The sequence below is a fragment of the Pseudomonas sp. LBUM1645 genome (assembly GCF_059716185.1).
This window is the reverse complement of sequence record NZ_CP166811.1, coordinates 6,482,246-6,501,966: the sequence shown is the minus strand read 5'-3', so window position 1 is coordinate 6,501,966 and position 19,721 is coordinate 6,482,246. Positions and strand designations below refer to the sequence as shown.

General features: G+C 58.6%; 14 protein-coding genes and 1 tRNA gene. 5 read left to right on the top strand and 10 right to left on the bottom strand.

Annotated features, from left to right (window positions below):
- Complete coding sequence (locus tag ACA079_RS29655; RefSeq protein ID WP_046045362.1) at nt 1-1,683, bottom strand: flavin monoamine oxidase family protein; 1,683 nt, start codon at nt 1,681-1,683, stop codon at nt 1-3.
- Between the two features lie 221 nt (nt 1,684-1,904).
- On the bottom strand, nt 1,905-2,366 hold the full coding sequence (locus tag ACA079_RS29650) for an Lrp/AsnC family transcriptional regulator (RefSeq protein ID WP_007980298.1): 462 nt from the start codon (nt 2,364-2,366) through the stop codon (nt 1,905-1,907).
- A 175-nt stretch (nt 2,367-2,541) separates the two neighbouring features.
- Here ACA079_RS29650 and ACA079_RS29645 point away from each other — a divergent pair, with 175 nt between their 5' ends.
- Nucleotides 2,542-4,896: a glucose/quinate/shikimate family membrane-bound PQQ-dependent dehydrogenase gene (locus tag ACA079_RS29645; RefSeq protein WP_497701836.1), complete on the top strand. Its 2,355-nt coding sequence runs from the start codon at nt 2,542-2,544 to the stop codon at nt 4,894-4,896.
- A gap of 59 nt (nt 4,897-4,955) precedes the next feature.
- On the opposite strand, the gene ACA079_RS29640 is transcribed toward ACA079_RS29645, so the two are convergent.
- The gene (locus ACA079_RS29640) at nt 4,956-5,954 is read right to left on the bottom strand and encodes an Abi family protein (protein WP_497701835.1); all 999 of its coding nucleotides are present in this window, start codon (nt 5,952-5,954) and stop codon (nt 4,956-4,958) included.
- A 348-nt stretch (nt 5,955-6,302) separates the two neighbouring features.
- Here ACA079_RS29640 and ACA079_RS29635 point away from each other — a divergent pair, with 348 nt between their 5' ends.
- On the top strand, nt 6,303-6,956 hold the full coding sequence (locus ACA079_RS29635; RefSeq protein ID WP_497701834.1) for a peptidase M41: 654 nt from the start codon (nt 6,303-6,305) through the stop codon (nt 6,954-6,956).
- Between the two features lie 113 nt (nt 6,957-7,069).
- On the opposite strand, the gene ACA079_RS29630 is transcribed toward ACA079_RS29635, so the two are convergent.
- The 5 genes from ACA079_RS29630 to rpsU all read right to left on the bottom strand — a co-directional run bounded on the left by ACA079_RS29630 (nt 7,070) and on the right by rpsU (nt 15,613).
- A tRNA-Ile gene (locus ACA079_RS29630) sits at nt 7,070-7,146 on the bottom strand.
- 15 nt (nt 7,147-7,161) lie between these two features.
- Nucleotides 7,162-10,908: an EAL domain-containing protein gene (locus ACA079_RS29625; protein ID WP_497701833.1), complete on the bottom strand. Its 3,747-nt coding sequence runs from the start codon at nt 10,906-10,908 to the stop codon at nt 7,162-7,164.
- Between the two features lie 121 nt (nt 10,909-11,029).
- Entirely contained in the window at nt 11,030-12,880 is a 1,851-nt protein-coding gene (gene rpoD, locus ACA079_RS29620) for an RNA polymerase sigma factor RpoD (RefSeq protein WP_497701832.1), read from the bottom strand.
- A 67-nt stretch (nt 12,881-12,947) separates the two neighbouring features.
- Nucleotides 12,948-14,915: a DNA primase gene (gene dnaG, locus ACA079_RS29615; protein ID WP_497701831.1), complete on the bottom strand. Its 1,968-nt coding sequence runs from the start codon at nt 14,913-14,915 to the stop codon at nt 12,948-12,950.
- A gap of 482 nt (nt 14,916-15,397) precedes the next feature.
- Nucleotides 15,398-15,613 carry a 30S ribosomal protein S21 gene (gene rpsU, locus ACA079_RS29610; RefSeq protein ID WP_002551877.1) on the bottom strand — a complete coding sequence of 72 codons (216 nt, stop codon included), beginning with the start codon at nt 15,611-15,613 and terminating at the stop codon, nt 15,398-15,400.
- Nucleotides 15,614-15,812: 199 nt separating this feature from the next.
- On the opposite strand from rpsU, the gene tsaD reads away from it, so the two are divergent.
- Complete coding sequence (gene tsaD / locus ACA079_RS29605) at nt 15,813-16,838, top strand: tRNA (adenosine(37)-N6)-threonylcarbamoyltransferase complex transferase subunit TsaD (protein ID WP_046045367.1); 1,026 nt, start codon at nt 15,813-15,815, stop codon at nt 16,836-16,838.
- Nucleotides 16,839-16,873: 35 nt separating this feature from the next.
- Here the strand turns inward: tsaD and plsY are convergent, their stop codons facing one another.
- The gene (gene plsY / locus ACA079_RS29600) at nt 16,874-17,443 is read right to left on the bottom strand and encodes a glycerol-3-phosphate 1-O-acyltransferase PlsY (protein ID WP_497701830.1); all 570 of its coding nucleotides are present in this window, start codon (nt 17,441-17,443) and stop codon (nt 16,874-16,876) included.
- A 74-nt stretch (nt 17,444-17,517) separates the two neighbouring features.
- Here plsY and folB point away from each other — a divergent pair, with 74 nt between their 5' ends.
- Both folB and folK read left to right on the top strand, forming a co-directional pair.
- Nucleotides 17,518-17,874, top strand: coding sequence for a dihydroneopterin aldolase (gene folB / locus ACA079_RS29595; RefSeq protein WP_497701829.1), 357 nt, complete (start codon nt 17,518-17,520; stop codon nt 17,872-17,874).
- The gene (gene folK / locus ACA079_RS29590; RefSeq protein WP_497701828.1) at nt 17,865-18,383 is read left to right on the top strand and encodes a 2-amino-4-hydroxy-6-hydroxymethyldihydropteridine diphosphokinase; all 519 of its coding nucleotides are present in this window, start codon (nt 17,865-17,867) and stop codon (nt 18,381-18,383) included. Before folB ends, folK begins: the two co-directional genes overlap by 10 nt.
- An 88-nt stretch (nt 18,384-18,471) precedes the next feature.
- Here the strand turns inward: folK and ACA079_RS29585 are convergent, their stop codons facing one another.
- Nucleotides 18,472-19,695, bottom strand: coding sequence for a multifunctional CCA addition/repair protein (locus ACA079_RS29585; protein ID WP_497701827.1), 1,224 nt, complete (start codon nt 19,693-19,695; stop codon nt 18,472-18,474).
- Nucleotides 19,696-19,721: the final 26 nt, after the last annotated feature.

Sequence of the window (19,721 nt, the reverse complement as noted above, 5' to 3'; positions counted from 1 at the left end):
TTACTCGGGCAGGGCGATCGGACCGATCTCGTTGAACACATCTCCTGGACCCGGGTTCTCGGCGTGAGTTTCACCGCCGAAGTGTTTCATGATGCCCCACACCGCATTGAGCGAGGTCTGCACAGCGCCTTCGACCCATGCAGGCGTCCACGAAACGTCGTCGCCGGCGATGAAAATCCCGCGCTGCTCGGCCGGCATGTCAGCCTGCATGAAGTGCGCGTACATGCGTTGGTTGTAGCGGTAATGGCCGGGCAGTGCGCCTTTGAATGCACCGAGGAAATGCGGGTCCGCCTCCCAGGACACGGTGATCGGATCGCCAATGATTCGCGCGGCGATGTCGACTTTCGGGTAGATCTTCTTCAACGCATCCAGCGCCAGTTTCACGCGTTTTTCCACGGGTTGCGGAAGCATTTTCAACGCGTCGCTCATCCACGAGTACGACAGGCAAATTACGCCCGGCTTGTCGTCGCCGTTGTCGAAGAGGTAGGTGCCGCGGGTCAGGCGATCGGTGAGGGTCATGCTCATCAGGTCGCGGCCGGTTTCCGGATCCTTGTCCTTCCAGAATGGCCGGTCGACCATCACGAAAGTTTTCGACGATTGCATGTAGCGGGTGCGGTCGAGGGCCATCCACATCTTTTGCGAGAACAGGGTTTCGTCGCATTCGATCTGGGTGGTCAGCAGCCAGCTCTGGCAGGTGGTCAGCACCGCTGCGTATTCGCGGGTGTCGCCCCAGTTATCGGTGACGGCAAAGCGCCCGTCTGCCGCGTGGGCAATTTTTTTCACGCCGGTACGCGGTGCGCCGTTGTGCAGGGAGCTGAGGCTGGTGCCTTCCGGCCAGTGCACGCAACGCTCCGGCACATGACGCCAGATCCCCAACGGCACTTGTTCCACGCCGCCGACCACCAAGTGCTGGTGATCGTCGCAGTTGGTCATGACCACACGGAAGATTTCCAGCATCGAGTTCGGGAAGTCCGAGTCCCAGCCGCCGGTGCCGAAACCGACCTGACCAAACACTTCGCGGTGATGGAACGAGAGTTTGGCGAAGGCTTTGGAAGTGGCAACGAAGTCGTAGAAGGTGCGGTCGTCCCACAGCGGAACGAGGGTGTTCCACAGCTCTTTGAGGCGCGGTACATCGCGGTCGCGGATCGCTTGCTGGATGTCAGAGAACTGCGAACCGGCTTCCAGCGCGTCGGCCCAGGCGTCGGCGACTTCCTGGAACAGTGCAGGAAGATCCGCCAGTTTTTGTGCGTAATGGGTCTGACCTTCGAGGTCGATCACCGTGCTGCCCGAGGCAGGCGTCAGCGGGTTCGGGAAAGGTTTGGTTTCAAGGCCGAGCTTGTCGACGTAGTGATAAAACGCGGTGGAAGACACCGGGAAACGCATGCCGCCGAGTTCGGCGATGATGCCTTCAGCGCCGTTGAATGCCTGGGAGCGCAGACGGCCGCCCATTTTCGAGGCTTCGTAGACGACGGGTTTGAGGCCCAGTTTCATCAATTCGTACGCTGCCACTAAGCCTGCGATGCCGGCACCGACGATCGCGACCTCAGCGCCATGATTGTGCGCAGGGATGCTGCCCAGACCGGCCGGGTGCTCGATCCAGTCGTCGAAGGCGAAGGGAAAGTCCGGACCAAAAATGGTGACTGGTTTTTTACCGTCTGCAGGATGGCGATTGTTCTTGTTCATGGCTGACCTTGCTGGCGACCGGACGCGGAGTGCGCGTCTGAGTATAGGAAAAGATGGCAGCCATTCTAGAGAGCGTAGAACACGTTAATAAGACGCAATGTGTCGTCGTTTTGCTAATTGTTTGATCAGAATGACGATGGATTGCTACACACCGTCAATGTGGGAGCCGAGCTTGCTCGCGATGAGGCCCTCCCAGACACCAAAGAGCTATCGGCAAAAACTCAAACCGGCTGCCCCCGATCAATCTTGCTACTCAAGATGATCGACGTAGTCGTCTTCTCCACCCCATCCACACTACCGATCTGATCCAGCAACTGATCCAGCTGCTCCGGTGAATCGGTGCGCAACCACGCCACGTAATCAAATTCGCCACTGACCGCACACAACTGCTGCACCTGAGCCATCGCGCTGAGACGTCGCAACACTTCTTTGCCCGAGCGCGGTTGCACCGTGATCCCGACGTACGCCTGCAAGCCACCATCCACGACACGTTGACCCAAACGCACGCCGTAGCCGGTGATCACTTTGGCCTTTTCCAGACGTGCCAACCGCGAAGTCACGGTGGTGCGGGCGATGCCCAATTGGCGGGCGAGCATGGCCACGCTCTCGCGGGCATTGATCTGCAGGGCTGCAATCAATTGGCGGTCGATTTCGTCAAGAACGGGCGGGCGAGTGTCAGGCAAAGGTCGTCTCCAGCGGCACAGATCAATGGGTTGGCATGTTACAGGCACATCTCTCACAGCGGATGTTTGATCTAGCTTCAGTACCGTTCAGGACATTTTTACCTGCGACAAATTGCCATAAGTAACTAGGTAGTACATTATTCCTCGCTTGTCACAAATGGGGAAAATTTCCGACATGAATAATTCTGGGGCTGCCGGCGGCGGCAAATGGTTGCTGTTGGGGCTGGGTGTCCTGATTGCGTTGATCGGGCTCGGCCTGGCCGGTGGCGGCGGCTATCTGGTCTCGCTCGGCGGTAGCGGGTATTTCCTGCTGATGGGCCTGGCGATGCTGGTTTCCGGGTTGATGATCGCCCGTCGTAAGCCGCAAGGTGCGTGGCTGTATGGTTTGGCGTTGATCCTTACCGCGATCTGGGCGGTGTGGGACACCGGTTTGGAATACTGGCCGTTGGTCTCGCGGGTGCTGATGTTTGTCGTGATCGGTCTGGTTGTTGCGCTGATCTATCCGACGCTGGTGCGTGCTTCGGGCGCGACCGCGGGCCGTGGCGCGTACGGTCTGGCCGGCATTCTGGGTGTAGGTGTCGTCGCAACGCTGGCCTACATGTTTGTGCCGACCCATGTGGTCAAGGCCAGCAGTGAGCCTGCGGTGACACCGGTCGCGCCTGGCACCGAGCAGAAAGACTGGGCCCATTGGGGCAACACCACCGCTGGCAACCGTTTTGCCGCGCTGGACCAGATCAACAAGGGCAATATCGACAAGCTGCAAGTCGCCTGGACCTTCCGCACCGGCGACATCCCACAAAGTACTGGCGCCGGTGCCGAGGACCAGAACACACCACTGCAAATCGGCGACACGGTCTACACCTGCACCGCTTACGGCAAAGTTTTCGCCCTGGATGCCGACACCGGCGCCCAGCGCTGGAAATTCGACCCGCCAGGCTCTGCGCCAAACTGGCAACGCTGCCGGGGTCTGGGTTACTCCGAAACCCCTGCGTCTTCAGACAATCAGCCAACGGCCTGTACGAAGCGTCTGTTTCTGCCGACCGGCGATGCGCGTCTGATCGCGATCAATGCTGAAACCGGCAAACCCTGCGAAGAGTTTGGCAACAAAGGTACCGTCGACCTGACAACCGATATGGGCGAAGTGAAACCCGGCTACTACCAACAAACCTCGACCCCATTGGTCGCAGGTGACGTGGTAATCGTCGGTGGTCGCGTCGCCGATAACTACTCCACCGGCGAACCGCCAGGTGTGGTTCGCGCCTACGACGTGCGCAGTGGTGAGCTGATGTGGGCGTGGGATCCGGGTAACCCGAACACCACCAAACGTCCGCCTGCCGGTGAGACCTACACCCGTGGTACACCGAACGTCTGGTCGGCCATGTCCTACGACGCCAAACTCGGTCTGGTTTACCTGCCAACCGGCAACGCCACCCCGGACTTCTTTGGCGGTCAACGTACGGAGTTCGACGACAAGTGGAACTCGTCCATCGTCGCCATCGACGTGAAGACCGGTCAGGTGCGCTGGCATTTCCAGACCACTCACCATGATCTGTGGGACTTCGACCTGCCTGCGCAACCGCTGCTGTACGACGTACCGGACGAGAAGGGTGGAATGCAGCCAGCCTTGGCGCAAGTCACCAAGCAGGGCGAGATCTTCCTGCTCAACCGTGAAACCGGTGTGCCGATCGCGCGCGTCGAAGAGCGCCAGGTGCCTCAGGGCAACGTGCCCGGCGAACGCTACTCGCCGACCCAGCCGTTCTCGGTGGACATGCCGTCAATCGGCAACAAGACACTGACCGAGTCCGACATGTGGGGCGCGACTCCGTTCGATCAATTGATGTGTCGCATCCAGTTCAAGGGCATGCGCCACGAAGGCGTCTACACCCCGCCGGGCATGGACCGCGCCTTGCAATTCCCGGGTTCATTGGGCGGCATGAACTGGGGCAGCGTTTCGGTTGATCCGAACACCAATTACATGTTCGTCAACGACATGCGCCTGGGCCTGGCCAACTACATGATCCCGCGCAACAAGATCGCCGCCGGGGCCAGTGGTATCGAAATGGGTGTGGTGCCACAGGAAGGCACGCCGTTCGGTGCGATGCGCGAACGCTTCCTTTCGGCGGCCGGCATTCCGTGCCAGAAACCGCCATTCGGCACGATGTCCGCCATCGACCTCAAGACCCACAAACTGATGTGGCAAGTTCCGGTCGGCACCGTGCAAGACACCGGCCCGCTGGGCATCCGCATGCACCTGCCGATCCCGATCGGCATGCCGACCCTCGGCGCTTCCCTGGCCACCCAGTCGGGCCTGCTGTTCTTCGCCGGCACCCAGGACTTCTATCTGCGCGCCTTCGATACCGGCAACGGCAACGAAATCTGGAAGGCCCGCTTGCCCGTCGGCAGCCAGTCCGGCCCGATGACTTACGTCTCGCCCAAGACCGGCAAGCAGTACATCCTGCTTACCGTTGGCGGTGCGCGTCAGTCAACGGATCGGGGGGACTACGTGATTGCGTATGCGTTGCCGAAGTAAAGGCTGAATCGCAGGTACGAAAAAGCCGCGCAATTGCGCGGCTTTTTCGTTGCTTGAACTTACTCCGTTACCTGCCAGAACGGGTCCTGATGCCAATCCTGCGGAAACCCCATTGCGCGCTGATCAAGGTTGGGAAACTCCTGCATCAGCTCTAATAAACGGCGATCCCAACTGGTATGTGGGCTCACTTGGTGCATCAGGTGATTGAGAATGCACAGAACCGAAAAAATCCGTGGATGCTGTCCCTGTTGAAGTAATGTCTGTGGCCATTGAAAGCTGGTTTTTTTCGGCAGTTCCGGTCGTATACCCAGTTCTCGATTCCACAGCCGCGCGTGATGGGCGCAAATGTTGCGGATGGTGGTCAGGGTATGCAGCCATGACTGCAACAGCGGTGCAGGCAGTTCCAGGCATTTAGCGATAACTTTCTTGTCGGCGTCTCGGGCGAGACCTTTGTAGAGGTGTGACAAATCACCTAAGGTCAACTCTTCCAGCATGGCCCATCCTGGCATCAGTGACGGCTGGTCGTACGTTACTGGATAGTGCCGCGCGTAGTTTTCTTTCGCACGTTGGCGTTTGAGATGATCTTTTCGCTGTGTATCGGTTTGCAGGCGATCTATCCGTTGGCATTCCTTTTCGTAGTCGCGTTTGGCGGTGTTTTGCTTGGTGCGTAGGGTTTCCAGCAACCGAGCGTGGTCGTAGGTGTGCTGAAACAACCGAGTGTCCATGTACCAATGTCCGCCATGGTTGGGCCCCATGTGGTTACTGATCAATGAGCGAACGGCAACTTCGACGCGCTCAATGGCGTCCATGGCAAGTAAACGCAGCCTACGGTCGAAATCATAGAGAGATGTCAGATCGCGGAATCCTGCACCTTTGCGGAACGGATGATTTTGATCCTCAGCTTGCTGAAAGGTGCGCATGTAGGGTGTGAGGCGAAAGAAGCTGACAGCCTGCAAAAAATATCGAGCGCGAGTCTCATCCTGAATTTGCAGACCGCGCTGCTTGAGGAGTTCTATCTGCGCAGTGATATCGATCACTGGTTTATGAAAGACCCTCATGCCTTAAAAACTCCAGACAAAAAAAACCCGCGCAATTTGTGCTTAGCTGCTGACGCAACCATAGGCATGGCGGGTGTGTTGCGGGAAAGACTAGGTACAACCGCTTCGCTTTGCAAGTTTTTTGCTGATCGGTCGATAGGCGGATGTACAGTGTTTTGCATCAGGTCTCTCGAATTGTTTTCGTGTTGGAGAGCCTTATCTTTTCATGCCTTGGAGCTACCTGTCTCAGCGGTTCATATGGGTTGGAATCGTTATGCGGCAATAAATAGAGCTCTCAGAAAAGAGCCTCTTCAAATTAGGAATTCTCCTGCAGTCGAGTGCGAAATCGAGGGATGCGAGGCGATTGAAATGACGAACAAGATGCCTCCCGCTATACGGGACCATGCATTGCAGATTGCACATCACGAAATCGGGCACTACGTCATGGCCCGTGCCCTGGGGTTTGCTACGGGGGGCGTGACCCTGACTGTGACCATGGACTTGCGGCATCAAGGGGGCGCTTCCATCACCTTGGTGCGGTCAATTTCGTCGATGGAAGAAATGAAGGAACATCTGGAAGCGCGGATGATGGTCCTCTTTGCTGGCGCTATGGGGCAGGCATTAACTTCAAAACATTCGTCCGAAAAACGCGTTGATAAGTCGAAAGCGACAGCCATCCTCAAAGGAGAGCTTGGGGCTGAACAGGATTACGCAAAAATAAGGGAGTTACGGCACTTGCTGCGCAATATCGCCTACCCCGATACGGATCCGGCTTCGTCTGACCGAATAGAGGCGGAGCTGAAAGAGATCACCGATCGCGTGTGGTTTCGGACTCAAAAAATCGTCGAGGCATTGGCCGATACGATTACCGAGTTGGGAGGGGCAGTGGTAGACGGCATGGTCATCGTGGAGCAGTGGGGTAGGGCGGCGGATACGTATGAGGTCGTTCTGACGGGGGAAATGCTTGAACGGATGCGGCCCGTGCAGGTCATTCCGGCGTTAGCTGTTGCTTCTAGCAGTTGAAGGTAAGCGTTTCATGAGCCCACCTTTAAAATGTGGGGTTCATGGAGCGCTTACAAGCAAACTGCATTAAACATCAGGTACGAAAAAGCCGCGCAATGCGCGGCTTTCTTGTTTGGTGGGCCCACACGGACTTGAACCGTGGACCAAAGGATTATGAGTCCTCTGCTCTAACCAACTGAGCTATAGGCCCTCAGTAGGCCGCGGATTATAGCGACGGTTTCTCGGCTGTGCTATCCGAAAAGTCTGAAATGGCTATACGAAGAAACGTCGCGGCAAATTCTTCCGGTGGCAAGGGCAGGCTGACGATGTAGCCCTGGATCTGTTCACAGCCTTCGGCCGCGAGGAATTGCTGCTGCGCGAGGGTTTCGACGCCCTCGGCGATGATGGTGAATTGCATGCTGCGGCCCAAGGCGATAATGGCGCGAACGATGGCTGCGTCGTGGGGATCATCCGGCAGGCCGCGGACGAAAGACTGGTCGATCTTGAGAATGTCCAGTGGCAGACGTTTGAGGTAACTCAGGGACGAGTAACCGGTGCCGAAGTCGTCGATTGCCAGTTGCACGCCCAGGTGCTTGAGTTGATGCAGCACTGCCAGTGCCTCTTCAGCCTGGCTCATGATGAAGTTTTCAGTAATTTCCAGTTGCAGGAAACCGGGTTTGAGGCGGTTATCCTTGAGCAATTGTTCGATCCGGCCGAGCAGGTTCGGCTGGCGCAATTGAGCGCCCGCGAGGTTGACCGACAGCGGGCCGACGGGTTCGTAAACCTGATTCCACTCGAACATCTGCCGGCAGGCGGTTTCGAGAACCCAATCGCCGATTTGCAGGATCATGCCGTTTTCTTCGGCCAGCGGAATGAAGTGCTCCGGTGGCACATCGCCGAAGGTCGGGTGGCGCCAGCGAATGAGCGCTTCTGCACCGACCAGGCGATGGTCGACCAGGCTGATCTTCGGTTGGTAATGAAGGTGCAGTTCGTTGCGCTCGATAGCGCGTCGCAGTTCATGTTCCAGTGCGACTCGCTCGCTGGCTTGAGCAGTGAGGTCGCGGGTGTAGCTTTCGACCCGGTTACGACCCTTGGCCTTGGAGCGGTACATCGCCGCATCGGCGTTCTTGACCAGCGTGGCGACGTCGCAGCCATCCTTGGGGTACAGGCTGGTGCCGATACTGGCGCTGATAAAAAACTCATGTTCGCCAGCCTGGAACGGTGCGCCGAAGCAATTGAGCAACTTGGTCGCGATGTTGTCGGCGTCACTGGATTGCTGCAGCCCGGGCAGCAGGATGATGAATTCGTCGCCGCCCAGGCGCGCAACGGTGTCGATGTCGCGCAACTGGTCCTTGAGGCGCACGGCAATGCCCTTGAGAAGCAGGTCGCCGACCGGGTGACCCAGGCTGTCGTTGATGTGTTTGAACCGGTCCAGGTCCAGGAACAGCACCGCGCCCTGGCCGCCGTTTTCCTGTTGGTTGTTGAGCGCAGTCAGCAATCGGCTCTCGAACAGCGTGCGATTTGGCAGCCCCGTCAGTGGGTCGTGGTGTGCCTGATAATCGAGCTTGGCCTGGGCGTGTTTGAGGCTGGAAATGTCCGCGAACACCGCGACAAAGTGGGTGACGAATCTGTCCCGGTTGCGCACCGCACTGATGGTCAGCCAACTCGGATAGAGCTCGCCATTCTTGCGCCGGTTGGAAATTTCGCCCTGCCAATGACCTTCGGCGGTCAGTTGATGCCACATGGCGGCATAAAACGCGCTGTCGTGCAGGCCCGAGGCGAGCAGGCGAGGGGTGTGACCCAATGCTTCGCTCTCGCTGTAGCCGGTGATTTCGGTAAACGCGCGGTTGACCGCGCTGATGTGCTGTTGAGTGTCGGTGATCAATACACCTTCGGCGGTGCTCTCGAATACCGTGGCAGCCTGTTGCAGTTTCTCCTGCATCAGGTGTCGCTCGGTGATGTCCCGGGCGATGGTCAGCATGCAATCTTCATCGCCGATCGGTAGCGGACGGCTGGACACCTCGCAGAGGCGGATCTGTCCGTCGCTGCGGCGTATATGGCAACTGAAGTCGCGGACGAAACCGTCCCGGTGCAGCAGATCGAGCATCTGTTTGCGTTCGTTGAGATTGACCCAGATTCCCAGCTCGAGGGCAGAGCGATCCACGGACATTGCGCTGTTGAAACCGGTAATGCGACTGAAACCCTCGTTGACCTCAATCAGTAAACCGTCGCTCTGCCGGGACAATAGCAAGCCGTCAGGGGAGGCATGGAAGGCCTTGGCGAATTTCTCTTCGGAGGTTTGCAGCTGTTTCTGGGTTTCCTTGAGCTGGCTGATGTCCCGCACGACCACTACCAGCGCAGGGGTTGTATCGAGGTCGAACGGTTCAGCGGAGATCAGGCCGGTAAACACTTGGCCATTGTTGCGGCGAAAGGGCATCTCCAGGTTACGGATGCTGCCGGCCTGCAACCGTTGCAGCAAGCCCGGTCCGACGCCGGGTATGCCCCAGATGTTCAGGTCGGTGGCCGTCTGGCCGATGACGTCTTCGGCCTTGAGACCGATCTGTTCTTCGAACGCTTCGTTGACCTCCAGCAGGCAGCCGTCGGAGAGTCGCGCGATGACCAGAATGTCCGGGCATTGCTGGAACACCGAGGCGAACTTCTGTTCCGACAGGCGCAACGCCTCTTCGGTGCGCTTGGCTTCGCTGATGTCGATCATCAGCCCGCGCATCACCGGTTCATGGCCGTGCTCGATCAGACTGACGATATCGCGCACCCAAATGCAGCGGCCATCGGCGGTGATGACCCGGTAATCGAGGCTGTGATCGCGCCCGGCCAATACTTCGTGATCGCAGAAGGTCTGGGCGCGGGTTAGGTCGGCCGGGTGGATAATGTTGCGCCAGAAGCCTGGAATCAGCCAATGAGACAAGGGGTAACCGAGCAGATCCTCGGCATGGGGCGACACATAGCTGTAGGTGAAATCGCTGATCCGCGCTTCCCAGGCGATGGCCGAAAGGCTCTCCACCAGCCCGCGGTAATGGTATTCGCTGCTGCGCAGTTCTTGCTCCAGGTCGACCCGGCGGGAAATTTCTGAACTCAGCCGGCGGTTGATCCGGATAACCATTGCCAGCACGATGATCAGCAGTAGCAAGCCCGGTAGACCGTAAACCAGCAGATCGCTCCAGAATGTCCGATGATCGAGGACGTTGCCGACCCAGTGTTCCTGAATCTGATTGATTTCGTCCGGAGTCATGTCCGCCAGGACTTTATCCAGAATGCCGACCAGTATCTTGTTGTCCCGGGGCACGCCCATCGCCAATTGATAGCGATAGGGGGTTTCACCGCTGACGTAGAGCCCGTCGAGCTTGAGCTGACGCAGGCTCCAGACGCTGGAGGCGAGATCGCCGACCACCGCATCCACTTCATCGGTAGCCAGCGCCTGCAGCGCTGAGCTGACGTTAGGCATCGCCACCAGATTGAGGTCGGGATTGTGGGTACGCAACAGCTCATGGGGTGCGTAGTTTTCCACCACGGCGACTTTCAGACCGTACAAGTCTTCGAGTTTACGTGGCTGGGGGCCTCCGACATGGGCAAGGATGACAATCGGAAAGTCCAGATAGGGGCGGGTGAATGACAGGTAAGTCTGGCGCTCCGGGGTCGACATGATGCCGGGCAACAGGTCCAGCTTGGCTTGTTTGGCCTGCTCCAGGACGACGGTCCAGCTGACGGGCTCGATGGGCGTGAGCTTGATGGCCAGGCGTTGACGGATCCGGTCGATATAGTCTGCCGCAAGGCCCTGATAGCGGCCCTGATCGTCGCGAAACTCGAAGGGTGGCCATGACGCATCGACACCCAGGCGCAAGTCCGGGTGAGCCGCCAGCCAGCTACGTTCTTCGTCGGTCAGAGTCAGCGCACCAGCCGTTGCGGTCCAGGTCAATAGCGACAGCAAAAAAAGCACGGTCGGCAGTCTGGGCATAACGGTCTCGTTATGGCTCGGGGAATGTTTCGAGTGTAGACGGGCAATTCGGAGGGAGGGAGGTGCGGGGGATTTAATCTGTATAAAAACAAAACCCCCGGCCTGGGCCGGGGGTTTGTTGTTACTCGTCGAGGAAGGAGCGCAAATGCTCGCTTCTCGTCGGGTGGCGCAGCTTGCGCAGCGCCTTGGCTTCGATCTGACGAATCCGTTCACGGGTCACGTCGAACTGCTTACCAACCTCCTCGAGGGTGTGGTCGGTATTCATGTCGATACCGAAGCGCATGCGCAGAACCTTGGCTTCACGGGCAGTGAGGCCGGACAGAACTTCGCGAGTCGCTTCTTTAAGGCTCTCAACAGTGGCGACATCGATTGGCGACTGCATGGTCGAGTCTTCGATGAAGTCACCCAAATGGGAGTCTTCGTCATCACCGATCGGGGTTTCCATGGAGATCGGCTCTTTAGCGATCTTCAATACCTTGCGGATCTTGTCCTCAGGCATTTCCATGCGTTCGCCCAGCTCTTCCGGGGTCGGTTCGCGACCCATTTCCTGCAACATCTGGCGGGAAATGCGGTTGAGCTTGTTGATCGTCTCGATCATGTGCACCGGAATACGGATGGTGCGGGCCTGGTCGGCGATCGAGCGAGTGATCGCCTGACGGATCCACCAGGTGGCATAAGTCGAGAATTTGTAGCCGCGGCGGTATTCAAACTTGTCTACCGCTTTCATCAAACCGATGTTGCCTTCCTGGATCAGATCGAGGAATTGCAGGCCACGGTTGGTGTACTTCTTGGCGATGGAGATCACCAGACGCAAGTTCGCTTCTACCATCTCTTTCTTCGCGCGGCGGGCCTTGGCCTCACCGATCGACATGCGACGGTTGATGTCCTTGATCTCGGCGATCGTCAAACCGGTTTCGGTTTGCAGTGCGATCAGCTTCTGCTGGCAACGAAGGATGTCCGGTTGCAGGCGACCAATGGCTTCGGCGTATTTGCCTTTGCCTTTGGCGAGTGCGTCGGACCAGCTTTCGTCGACTTCGTTGCCCGGGAACTGGCGCAGGAAGTCGGCACGCGGCATGCGGGCATCACGAACACAAAGTTGCATGATCGCGCGCTCTTGCTGACGCAGACGATCCAGGGCACTGCGAACACGCTCGACCAGGCCTTCGAATTGCTTCGGAACCAGTTTGATCGGCATGAACAGCTCAGCCAGAAGCACCAGCTCGGCAATTGCCAGCTTGTTGCCACGACCGTGCTTTTTCAGCGCCTTGCGGGTGATTTCCATCTGATCGGAGACAGCGCCAAAGCGCTGAGCTGCGATGACCGGATCCGGACCGCTTTCGGCTTCTTCTTCGTCGTCGGTGCTGGCTTCAGCGTCGTCGTCGTCGGTGTCGTCGTCCGCTTTCACGGCTTTCGGGTCGACAGGCGGCGGCACTTCTGCAGCAGGCGGCGCAATGCCGTCGTCCGGGTCGATATAACCGCTCAGGACGTCGGACAGGCGGCCACCTTCGGTGGTGACGCGAGTGTATTCGGACAGAATGTGGTCAACCGTGCCAGGGAAGTGCGCAATTGCGCCCATCACTTCGCGGATGCCCTCTTCAATACGCTTGGCGATTTCAATTTCGCCTTCACGTGTGAGGAGCTCTACCGTACCCATTTCACGCATGTACATGCGCACTGGGTCGGTGGTGCGACCAATGTCGGTCTCGACCGCTGCCAACGCTGCTGCTGCCTCTTCGGCCGCAGCTTCGTCGGTATCGGCGTCGGCCAGCATAAGGGAATCCTTATCTGGCGCAACCTCGAATACGTTGATCCCCATGTCATTGATCATGCGGATGATGTCTTCCACCTGTTCCGGATCTGAAATATCCTCCGGCAGGTGGTCGTTGACCTCCGCGTAAGTCAGGTAACCCTGCTCACGACCAAGTGTGATCAACTCTTTGATACGAGACTGCTGTTGCGCTTTTCCGGACATAACACCCTATCCACTGAAGGTCTTGGCGGGCAAAAAACAAGCCGAGGATTATACCTGAGCTATGACCTCACGCGCCAGTTGAGGTCGGGCTTGTTGCGGAAACATTGCGACTTAATAGGTCGCGCAGTTGATTTTTCTCTTCGGCACTCAGTTCACTTTGACGTGCTTTCCTGAGAAGTTGTTCCAGGTTTCGCTCGCGTTGGCGGGCTGACAAGCTAGTAATGGTGTCGAAAAACTGTTGTTCAAGGTTATCTCCGTCAATCAGCCATTCCTTTTCCGCCAGCGCCTTGAGCAAACGTCCTTGCTCAGTACCGTGCCAGCGTGCAATCAACTGAAATGAGTTTAGCTTGGGATTCTTCTGTACGGCTTCGAGAAGGGCCACCAGTAATTGCGTATTAGTGTGATCCTCGGCAGCAAAGTGCCCGGCATCCTCGACTTTCTCGGCCAATTGCGGGTGATGCAATAGCGTGCGCAAGGCGGCCAGGGTCGGCGGCTCTACAGCGGCCGGCACCCGTGGCGCGCGGGGTTGATCGTGATCACCACCGCGTTTGCTGTTTTTGTCCCACGGTTTTTTGTCCCATTTCTTGCCGCCGCCGCCGGGTTTCTTCGGCGTCCATTCCTGCTGCGGCACATACATCTCTTGTGCCTGCGGCTGATGGTAGTCGCTGTAATCCGGCATGGCGTCGTAATCGATGCCCGGGTCGTATGCCGGCGGCGCTTCCTGGGGTGCGCTTTGTACCAGTTGGCTCACGGCTTCACCGCTAAGCCCGGTAATTTCGGTCAGGCGCTGACGCATCAGGATGCGCAGGTTCGCCCCCGGGACTTTGTCGATCAGCGGCGCGGCGAGGGTGGCCATGTGGGCCTTGCCTTCGAGCGAGCGTGGGTCCGATTCCTCGGTCAGCTGTTGAAAAAAATAATCCGCTAATGGTTGGGCGTGCTGGTTGATCCGGGCGCGGAAGGCATCAGTGCCTTCGGAGCGGACCAGCGTGTCCGGGTCTTCGCCTTCGGGGAGGAACAGAAAGCGTGCGCGCCGCCCGTCCTGCAGGCTCGGCAGCGCTGCCTCCAATGCCCGCCAGGCGGCATTTCGACCTGCCTGATCTCCGTCGAAGCAGAACAACACGTTGGGCACGACGCGAAACAGGCGCTTCAAGTGCTCTTCGCTGGTGGCGGTGCCCAGGGTCGCGACAGCATTGCGCAGGCCTTGCTGGGCGAGGGCGATAACATCCATGTAGCCTTCGACGACGATGATTTCGTCGAGGTTGCGGTTGTTCTTGCGTGCTTCATAAAGGCCGTAGAGTTCCTGGCCCTTATGGAATACCGGGGTTTCCGGTGAGTTCAGGTATTTCGGCTTGTCGTCGCCCAAGACCCGGCCACCGAAAGCGATGATTCGCCCGCGGCTGTCGCGGATCGGGAACATCACGCGATCGCGGAAGCGGTCATAGCGCTTGCCGGTTTCGGCGTTCTCGATCAGCAGGCCGGCATCGATCATGGCTTTCTGTTGCAGGGTGTCGCTGCTCAAGTGCTTGAACAGGTTGTCCCAGCCAGGCGGGGCAAAGCCGAGGCCGAAGTCTCGGGCGATTTCGCCAGTCAGTCCGCGACCTTTCAAGTAATCCACAGCTGCTTTTCGCGATGGATGGCTTTTCAGTGCCTGGCGGTAAAAGTCGGCGGCGGCGGTGAGCAGCGGGTAGAGCGGCGAATCGGTCGGCTGCCGCGGTTTGTGCGGCCGTCCGCTTTCTTCGCGGGGGATTTCCATGCCGGCGGCTTTGGCCAGTTCTTCGACAGCCTGGACGAAATCCAGATTGTCGTGGTCCATCATGAAGCCGAGGGCGTTGCCGCCAGCGCCGCAGCCAAAGCAATAATAGAACTGCTTGTCGGGGCTGACGCTGAAGGAGGGGGTTTTCTCTTTGTGGAACGGGCAGCAAGCGGTGTAATTCTTGCCAGCCTTTTTCATTTGCAGGCGCGAGCTGACCACATCGACGATGTCGGTGCGGTTCAGAAGGTCGTCAATGAAGCTCTGGGGAATTAGCCCGGCCATGGCGTTCTCGTCATCTGCGCTGCAATGAATCCGAAACGAAGAGCGGCTGAGCGCGGGTCGTTGTTTGAGGCGCGCAAAATGTGCGGCTCGACCGGTGTCGTCTGCATAATCGCTGTCGGGAAGTGTATCTGCCGAAAATCCACTGACGTTAGTACCAATCAGTATTCGACTATTTGAAAGTGTTGCGCTGAAATCCGCTGCGGCCTGTCGATGGCCTCGGATAGCTCATAAGCTGGCACGCAAGAAGGTGCCTTGGGCTGATCGTCGTGAGAGGAATCAGTGGGTGTGCTCGTCAGTAGCCTTGGAAGGCTCGTCAGAAAAGACGTGCACCGCTGGCAAAAGAGCCAGGTCTGACGCTGTGAAGCAGATTTGTCTCGGTCGCGTGTGCGGCTTTGACGGTGAAGCATCAAGCGTTGTCCGCAAATGCCATTAGCCCGGCTGAGGGCCGGGCTTGGCAGAAGCTTGCTACGAACGTCTGTGTATTAGTACAGACGAACCGCGCGGCGCTGTTCGCGCTGAACTTTCTTGGCGTGACGCTTAACAGCGGCTGCTGCTTTGCGCTTACGCTCAGAAGTAGGCTTCTCGTAGAATTCGCGGCTACGAACTTCAGCCAGTACACCGGCTTTTTCGCAGGAGCGCTTGAAACGACGCAGAGCTACGTCGAAGGGTTCGTTCTCTTTTACTTTGACGGCTGGCATCCAGAGCTACCTTCATTCATTACCGGGGTCAACATCCTCGTGGCAAAAGAGCACTTGAAGACGTCGGTTTTTAAGGGTTGCGGATGTTAACCCCTCATCGACCGGAATGCAAAGCCTCTGATCGAAAACCGCTAGTCGGGGCATCCCATGGCGACTATTATGCGCGCCTTCGAATTCAGCCTAAACAAGGCGCAAACCCATGCTAGTACTGGGATTAGAAACCTCCTGCGACGAAACCGGTGTCGCATTATATGACAGTGAACGCGGCCTGCTGGCCGACGCGCTGTTCAGCCAGATCGACCTGCATCGCGCCTATGGCGGGGTCGTGCCGGAGCTGGCCTCGCGTGACCACGTCAAACGCATGCTGCCCTTGATTCGTCAGGTGTTGGCCGAAGCTGACTGTGTTCCGACCGAGATCGACGCCATCGCTTATACCGCGGGTCCTGGCCTGGTCGGTGCCTTGCTGGTGGGCGCCTCTTGCGCTCAGGCGCTGGCCTTCGCCTGGGGTATTCCGGCGCTGGGTGTGCACCACATGGAAGGTCACCTGCTGGCGCCGATGCTGGAGTCGCAACCACCGGAATTCCCGTTCGTCGCTTTGTTGGTGTCGGGCGGTCATACGCAGCTGGTTCAGGTCGACGGGATCGGTCAATACACGCTCTTGGGCGAGACCCTCGACGATGCCGCCGGTGAAGCTTTTGACAAGACCGCGAAGATGATGGGGCTCAATTATCCGGGTGGTCCGGAAATCGCTCGGCTGGCGGAGCAAGGGGTTGCAGGACGTTTCACTTTCCCGCGCCCGATGTGCGACCGTCCAGGACTGGCTTTCAGTTTCAGTGGCTTGAAAACCTTCGCCCTGAACACCTGGCAGCAGAGCGTCAGCGCCGGGGACGACAGCGAGCAAGCCCGTTGCGACATCTCGCTGGCGTTCCAGCAGGCCGTGGTGGAGACTTTGACCATCAAGTGCAAGCGTGCCCTGAAACAGGCCGGTATGAAGCGTCTGGTGATCGCTGGCGGCGTCAGCGCCAACAAGGCACTGCGTACCTCACTGGAGAAGATGCTCGGCGACATGAAGGGCGATGTTTTTTATGCCCGTCCGGAGTTCTGCACCGACAACGGCGCGATGATTGCCTTTGCCGGCTGCCAGCGTTTGCAGGCCGGTCAGCACGAAAGCCTGGCGATCAGCGTGCAGGCGCGTTGGCCGATGGAGCAATTGTCGGCGCTGTGATGATGTGCGGGATGAGCTGCGCTCATGTCCGGTATTTAAAAATGCCGTTCGCGCCCGGCAAACAGGTCGCGTAGATTGCCTCGATGGCGCCAGACGATCAGTCCCGTGAGTGCGCTCATGGGCAGCAGTGCCGCCGGTTCTTGCCAGGCAAGCAGCGGCAGGGTCAGCGGTGTGGCGATCAAGGCTGCCAGTGAACTGGTGCGAGTCAGGTAGAACGTCAGCAGCCAGGCGCAGACCGCCAGCAGTGCGGCTGGCGGGTACAGCCCCAGCAGCATGCCGGCCGAGGTGGCGACACCCTTGCCGCCGCGGAAGCGAAAGTACAGCGGGAACAGGTGACCGATGACGGCACAGACACCGATCCAGGCCTGTTCCTGAAGCGAAAGGCCCGTAACACCGGCGATAAGTACGGGTAGCAGGCCTTTGAAGAGGTCCCCGATCAAGGTCAGGACGGCGAGTTTTTTGCCGGCCAGGCGCAACATGTTGGTGGCGCCGGCATTGCCTGAGCCACTCATTCGCGGATCGGGTTTACCGGTCAGGCGGCTGAGCAAAATGGCGAAGGACAGAGAGCCGAGCAGGTAGGCGAGGGTCGCCAGTAACCAAAACATGCTAACTATTCCGGGCGAGGACGCCCTGATTCTAACGGCGCATTGCGCCCTTGTCGTGCAGCGGAGAAAAGTGCTTGGACAGAGTGTTTATCGAGGGCCTGGAAGTCGACACCGTGATTGGTGCCTACGACTGGGAGCGAGGCATCCGACAGTGCTTGCGTCTTGATCTGAGCTTCGCCTGGGATAATCGCCCGGCCGCCGCCGGTGATGACCTGGCGCTGGCGCTCGATTACGCCAGTGTGTCGTCGCGAATCCAGGCCTTTGCCGAGCAGGCGCAGTTCCAGCTGGTCGAGACGTTCGCCGAGCGTCTGGCTGAAGTCCTGATGAGCGAATTCAACATCACCTGGATGCGCCTCAAGCTGACCAAGCCAGGCGCCATCCCGGCTGCCACGGGCGGTGTGGGTGTGGAGATCGAGCGCGGATGTCGCTGACTCAGGTGTATCTCGGGCTCGGCAGCAATATCGAGCGCGAATCCCATTTGCAGGCTGGCCTGGAAGCCTTGGCAGGCTTCCTGGTGGATATACGCTGCTCAGCGGTGTTCGAAAGCCAGCCGGTGGGGATCAAGAGCGGGCCATTCTTCAATTTTGTGGTGTCGGCTTTTACCGATCTGCCGCTGATGGAGCTGGATCGCCGGCTGAAATTCATCGAGGCGGACAATGGACGGTATGCGCCAGACCGCAAGGGTTTGCCGCTGGATATCGACGTGCTGCTGTTCGGCGATCTGGTGGGCAACTTCGATGGCTTGATCTTGCCGCGGGCAGAAATTCTGAAAAATGCCTTCGTGCTGTGGCCGTTGTCGCTGATCGCACCGGATCGCGTGCATCCGGGTGTAGGCAAGAGCTTTGCGGCGTTGTGGCGCGAGGCACAGATTGATCAGGTGTTGGCGCCGGTGGCGTTTGAGTGGCGCGGTGAGCAGTTGACCCCCTCAGATTTGCTGTAAAGCAAAAAATCGCAGCCTGCGGCAGCTCCTACATGGATTGATGTGCGCCCTGTAGGAGCTGCCGAAGGCTGCGATCTTTTGCTCTTGCTTAGGCTTTTTCTTTGTAAGCCTTCAGCGCCTTGAGCCGCTCGCGCTTGATCGCCTCACCCAGCTCCAGCCCTTTGAATCCCTTCTCCAGCAACGGCTGAACCGCCACGGTCCGAGCGGCATTCGCCGCCCCGCGCAAATAATCCGCCTGTGGATAACTTCGCTGCTCCAGCCCTTTGCGTCCACGCGCGTCCATCTCGCACGCCGCGATAAATTCCTCGAACCGCTGCGGTCGACGGTAAATGTCAAAACTCTGCAGCAACTCCAGCAAAGTCGACGGCTTCAGCTCTAGGGCGCGATGGCCGTGGGTGTGATATTCGCCCACCAGCAGAGCCAGCTCCTGACAGTCCTTCGGCGCCTTGAAGCGTTCGTTGACCGCTTTGATCAGCTTCAAGCCCTTGTGCTCGTGGGCAATGTGACGGGGCCATTCCTCCTCGGGCGTCAGTCCCTTGCCGAGGTCGTGCAACAGGCAGGCCCAGCGCACGGTGAGTGGTTGTTTATGTTTCGCCGCTTGCTCCAGCACGCTCAGGGTGTGCACGCCTGTGTCGATTTCCGGGTGGTGGGCTTCCGGTTGCGGTACTCCAAACAGGGCATCGACTTCCGGCATCAATACCTTGAGAGCGCCACACTCGCGCAGCACTTCGATGAACACCTGTGGCTGATCTTCCATCAGGGCGCGGGAAATTTCCTTCCAGCTGCGTTCGGCGGTCAAGGCTTCCAGCTCACCTGACTCGCTGAGTTGGCGCATCAGTTCCAGTGTCTCTGGCGCGACGGTGAAACCGAGCCCCGCATAGCGAGCAGCGAAGCGGGCAACGCGCAGAACCCTGAGCGGATCTTCGGCGAACGCGGGGGAAACGTGACGAAGCAAGCGCGCTTCGAGATCGCGCTGGCCGTGGTAAGGATCGGTCAGGTTCTGCTGATCGTCTTCGGCCATGGCATTGATGGTCAGGTCACGACGGATCAGGTCTTCTTCGAGGGTGACTTCGGGGCTGGCGTGAAAGGTAAAGCCGCCGTAACCGCGTCCGCTTTTGCGCTCGGTCCGGGCGAGGGCATATTCCTCACCACTTTTCGGATGAAGAAAAACCGGGAAATCCGCACCTACCGGCCGAAAGCCCTTTGCGAGCATTTCTTCAGTGGTGGCGCCAACCACAACCCAGTCGATGTCGGTGACAGGCTTGCCCAGCAGGCGATCACGTACCGCGCCGCCGACTTTATAAATCTGCATAAAAAACCTCCGTTAGCCCGACAGAA

Bases quoted from the DNA above. Each gene is read 5' to 3' on its own strand.
- ACA079_RS29655 (WP_046045362.1), bottom strand. From the start codon at position 1,683: ATGAACAAGAACAATCGCCATCCTGCAGACGGTAAAAAACCAGTCACC.
- ACA079_RS29645 (WP_497701836.1), top strand. From the start codon at position 2,542: ATGAATAATTCTGGGGCTGCCGGCGGCGGCAAATGGTTGCTGTTGGGG.
- ACA079_RS29640 (WP_497701835.1), bottom strand. From the start codon at position 5,954: ATGAGGGTCTTTCATAAACCAGTGATCGATATCACTGCGCAGATAGAA.
- ACA079_RS29635 (WP_497701834.1), top strand. From the start codon at position 6,303: ATGACGAACAAGATGCCTCCCGCTATACGGGACCATGCATTGCAGATT.
- ACA079_RS29625 (WP_497701833.1), bottom strand. From the start codon at position 10,908: ATGCCCAGACTGCCGACCGTGCTTTTTTTGCTGTCGCTATTGACCTGG.
- rpoD (WP_497701832.1), bottom strand. From the start codon at position 12,880: ATGTCCGGAAAAGCGCAACAGCAGTCTCGTATCAAAGAGTTGATCACA.
- dnaG (WP_497701831.1), bottom strand. From the start codon at position 14,915: ATGGCCGGGCTAATTCCCCAGAGCTTCATTGACGACCTTCTGAACCGC.
- rpsU (WP_002551877.1), bottom strand. From the start codon at position 15,613: ATGCCAGCCGTCAAAGTAAAAGAGAACGAACCCTTCGACGTAGCTCTG.
- tsaD (WP_046045367.1), top strand. From the start codon at position 15,813: ATGCTAGTACTGGGATTAGAAACCTCCTGCGACGAAACCGGTGTCGCA.
- plsY (WP_497701830.1), bottom strand. From the start codon at position 17,443: ATGTTTTGGTTACTGGCGACCCTCGCCTACCTGCTCGGCTCTCTGTCC.
- folK (WP_497701828.1), top strand. From the start codon at position 17,865: ATGTCGCTGACTCAGGTGTATCTCGGGCTCGGCAGCAATATCGAGCGC.
- ACA079_RS29585 (WP_497701827.1), bottom strand. From the start codon at position 19,695: ATGCAGATTTATAAAGTCGGCGGCGCGGTACGTGATCGCCTGCTGGGC.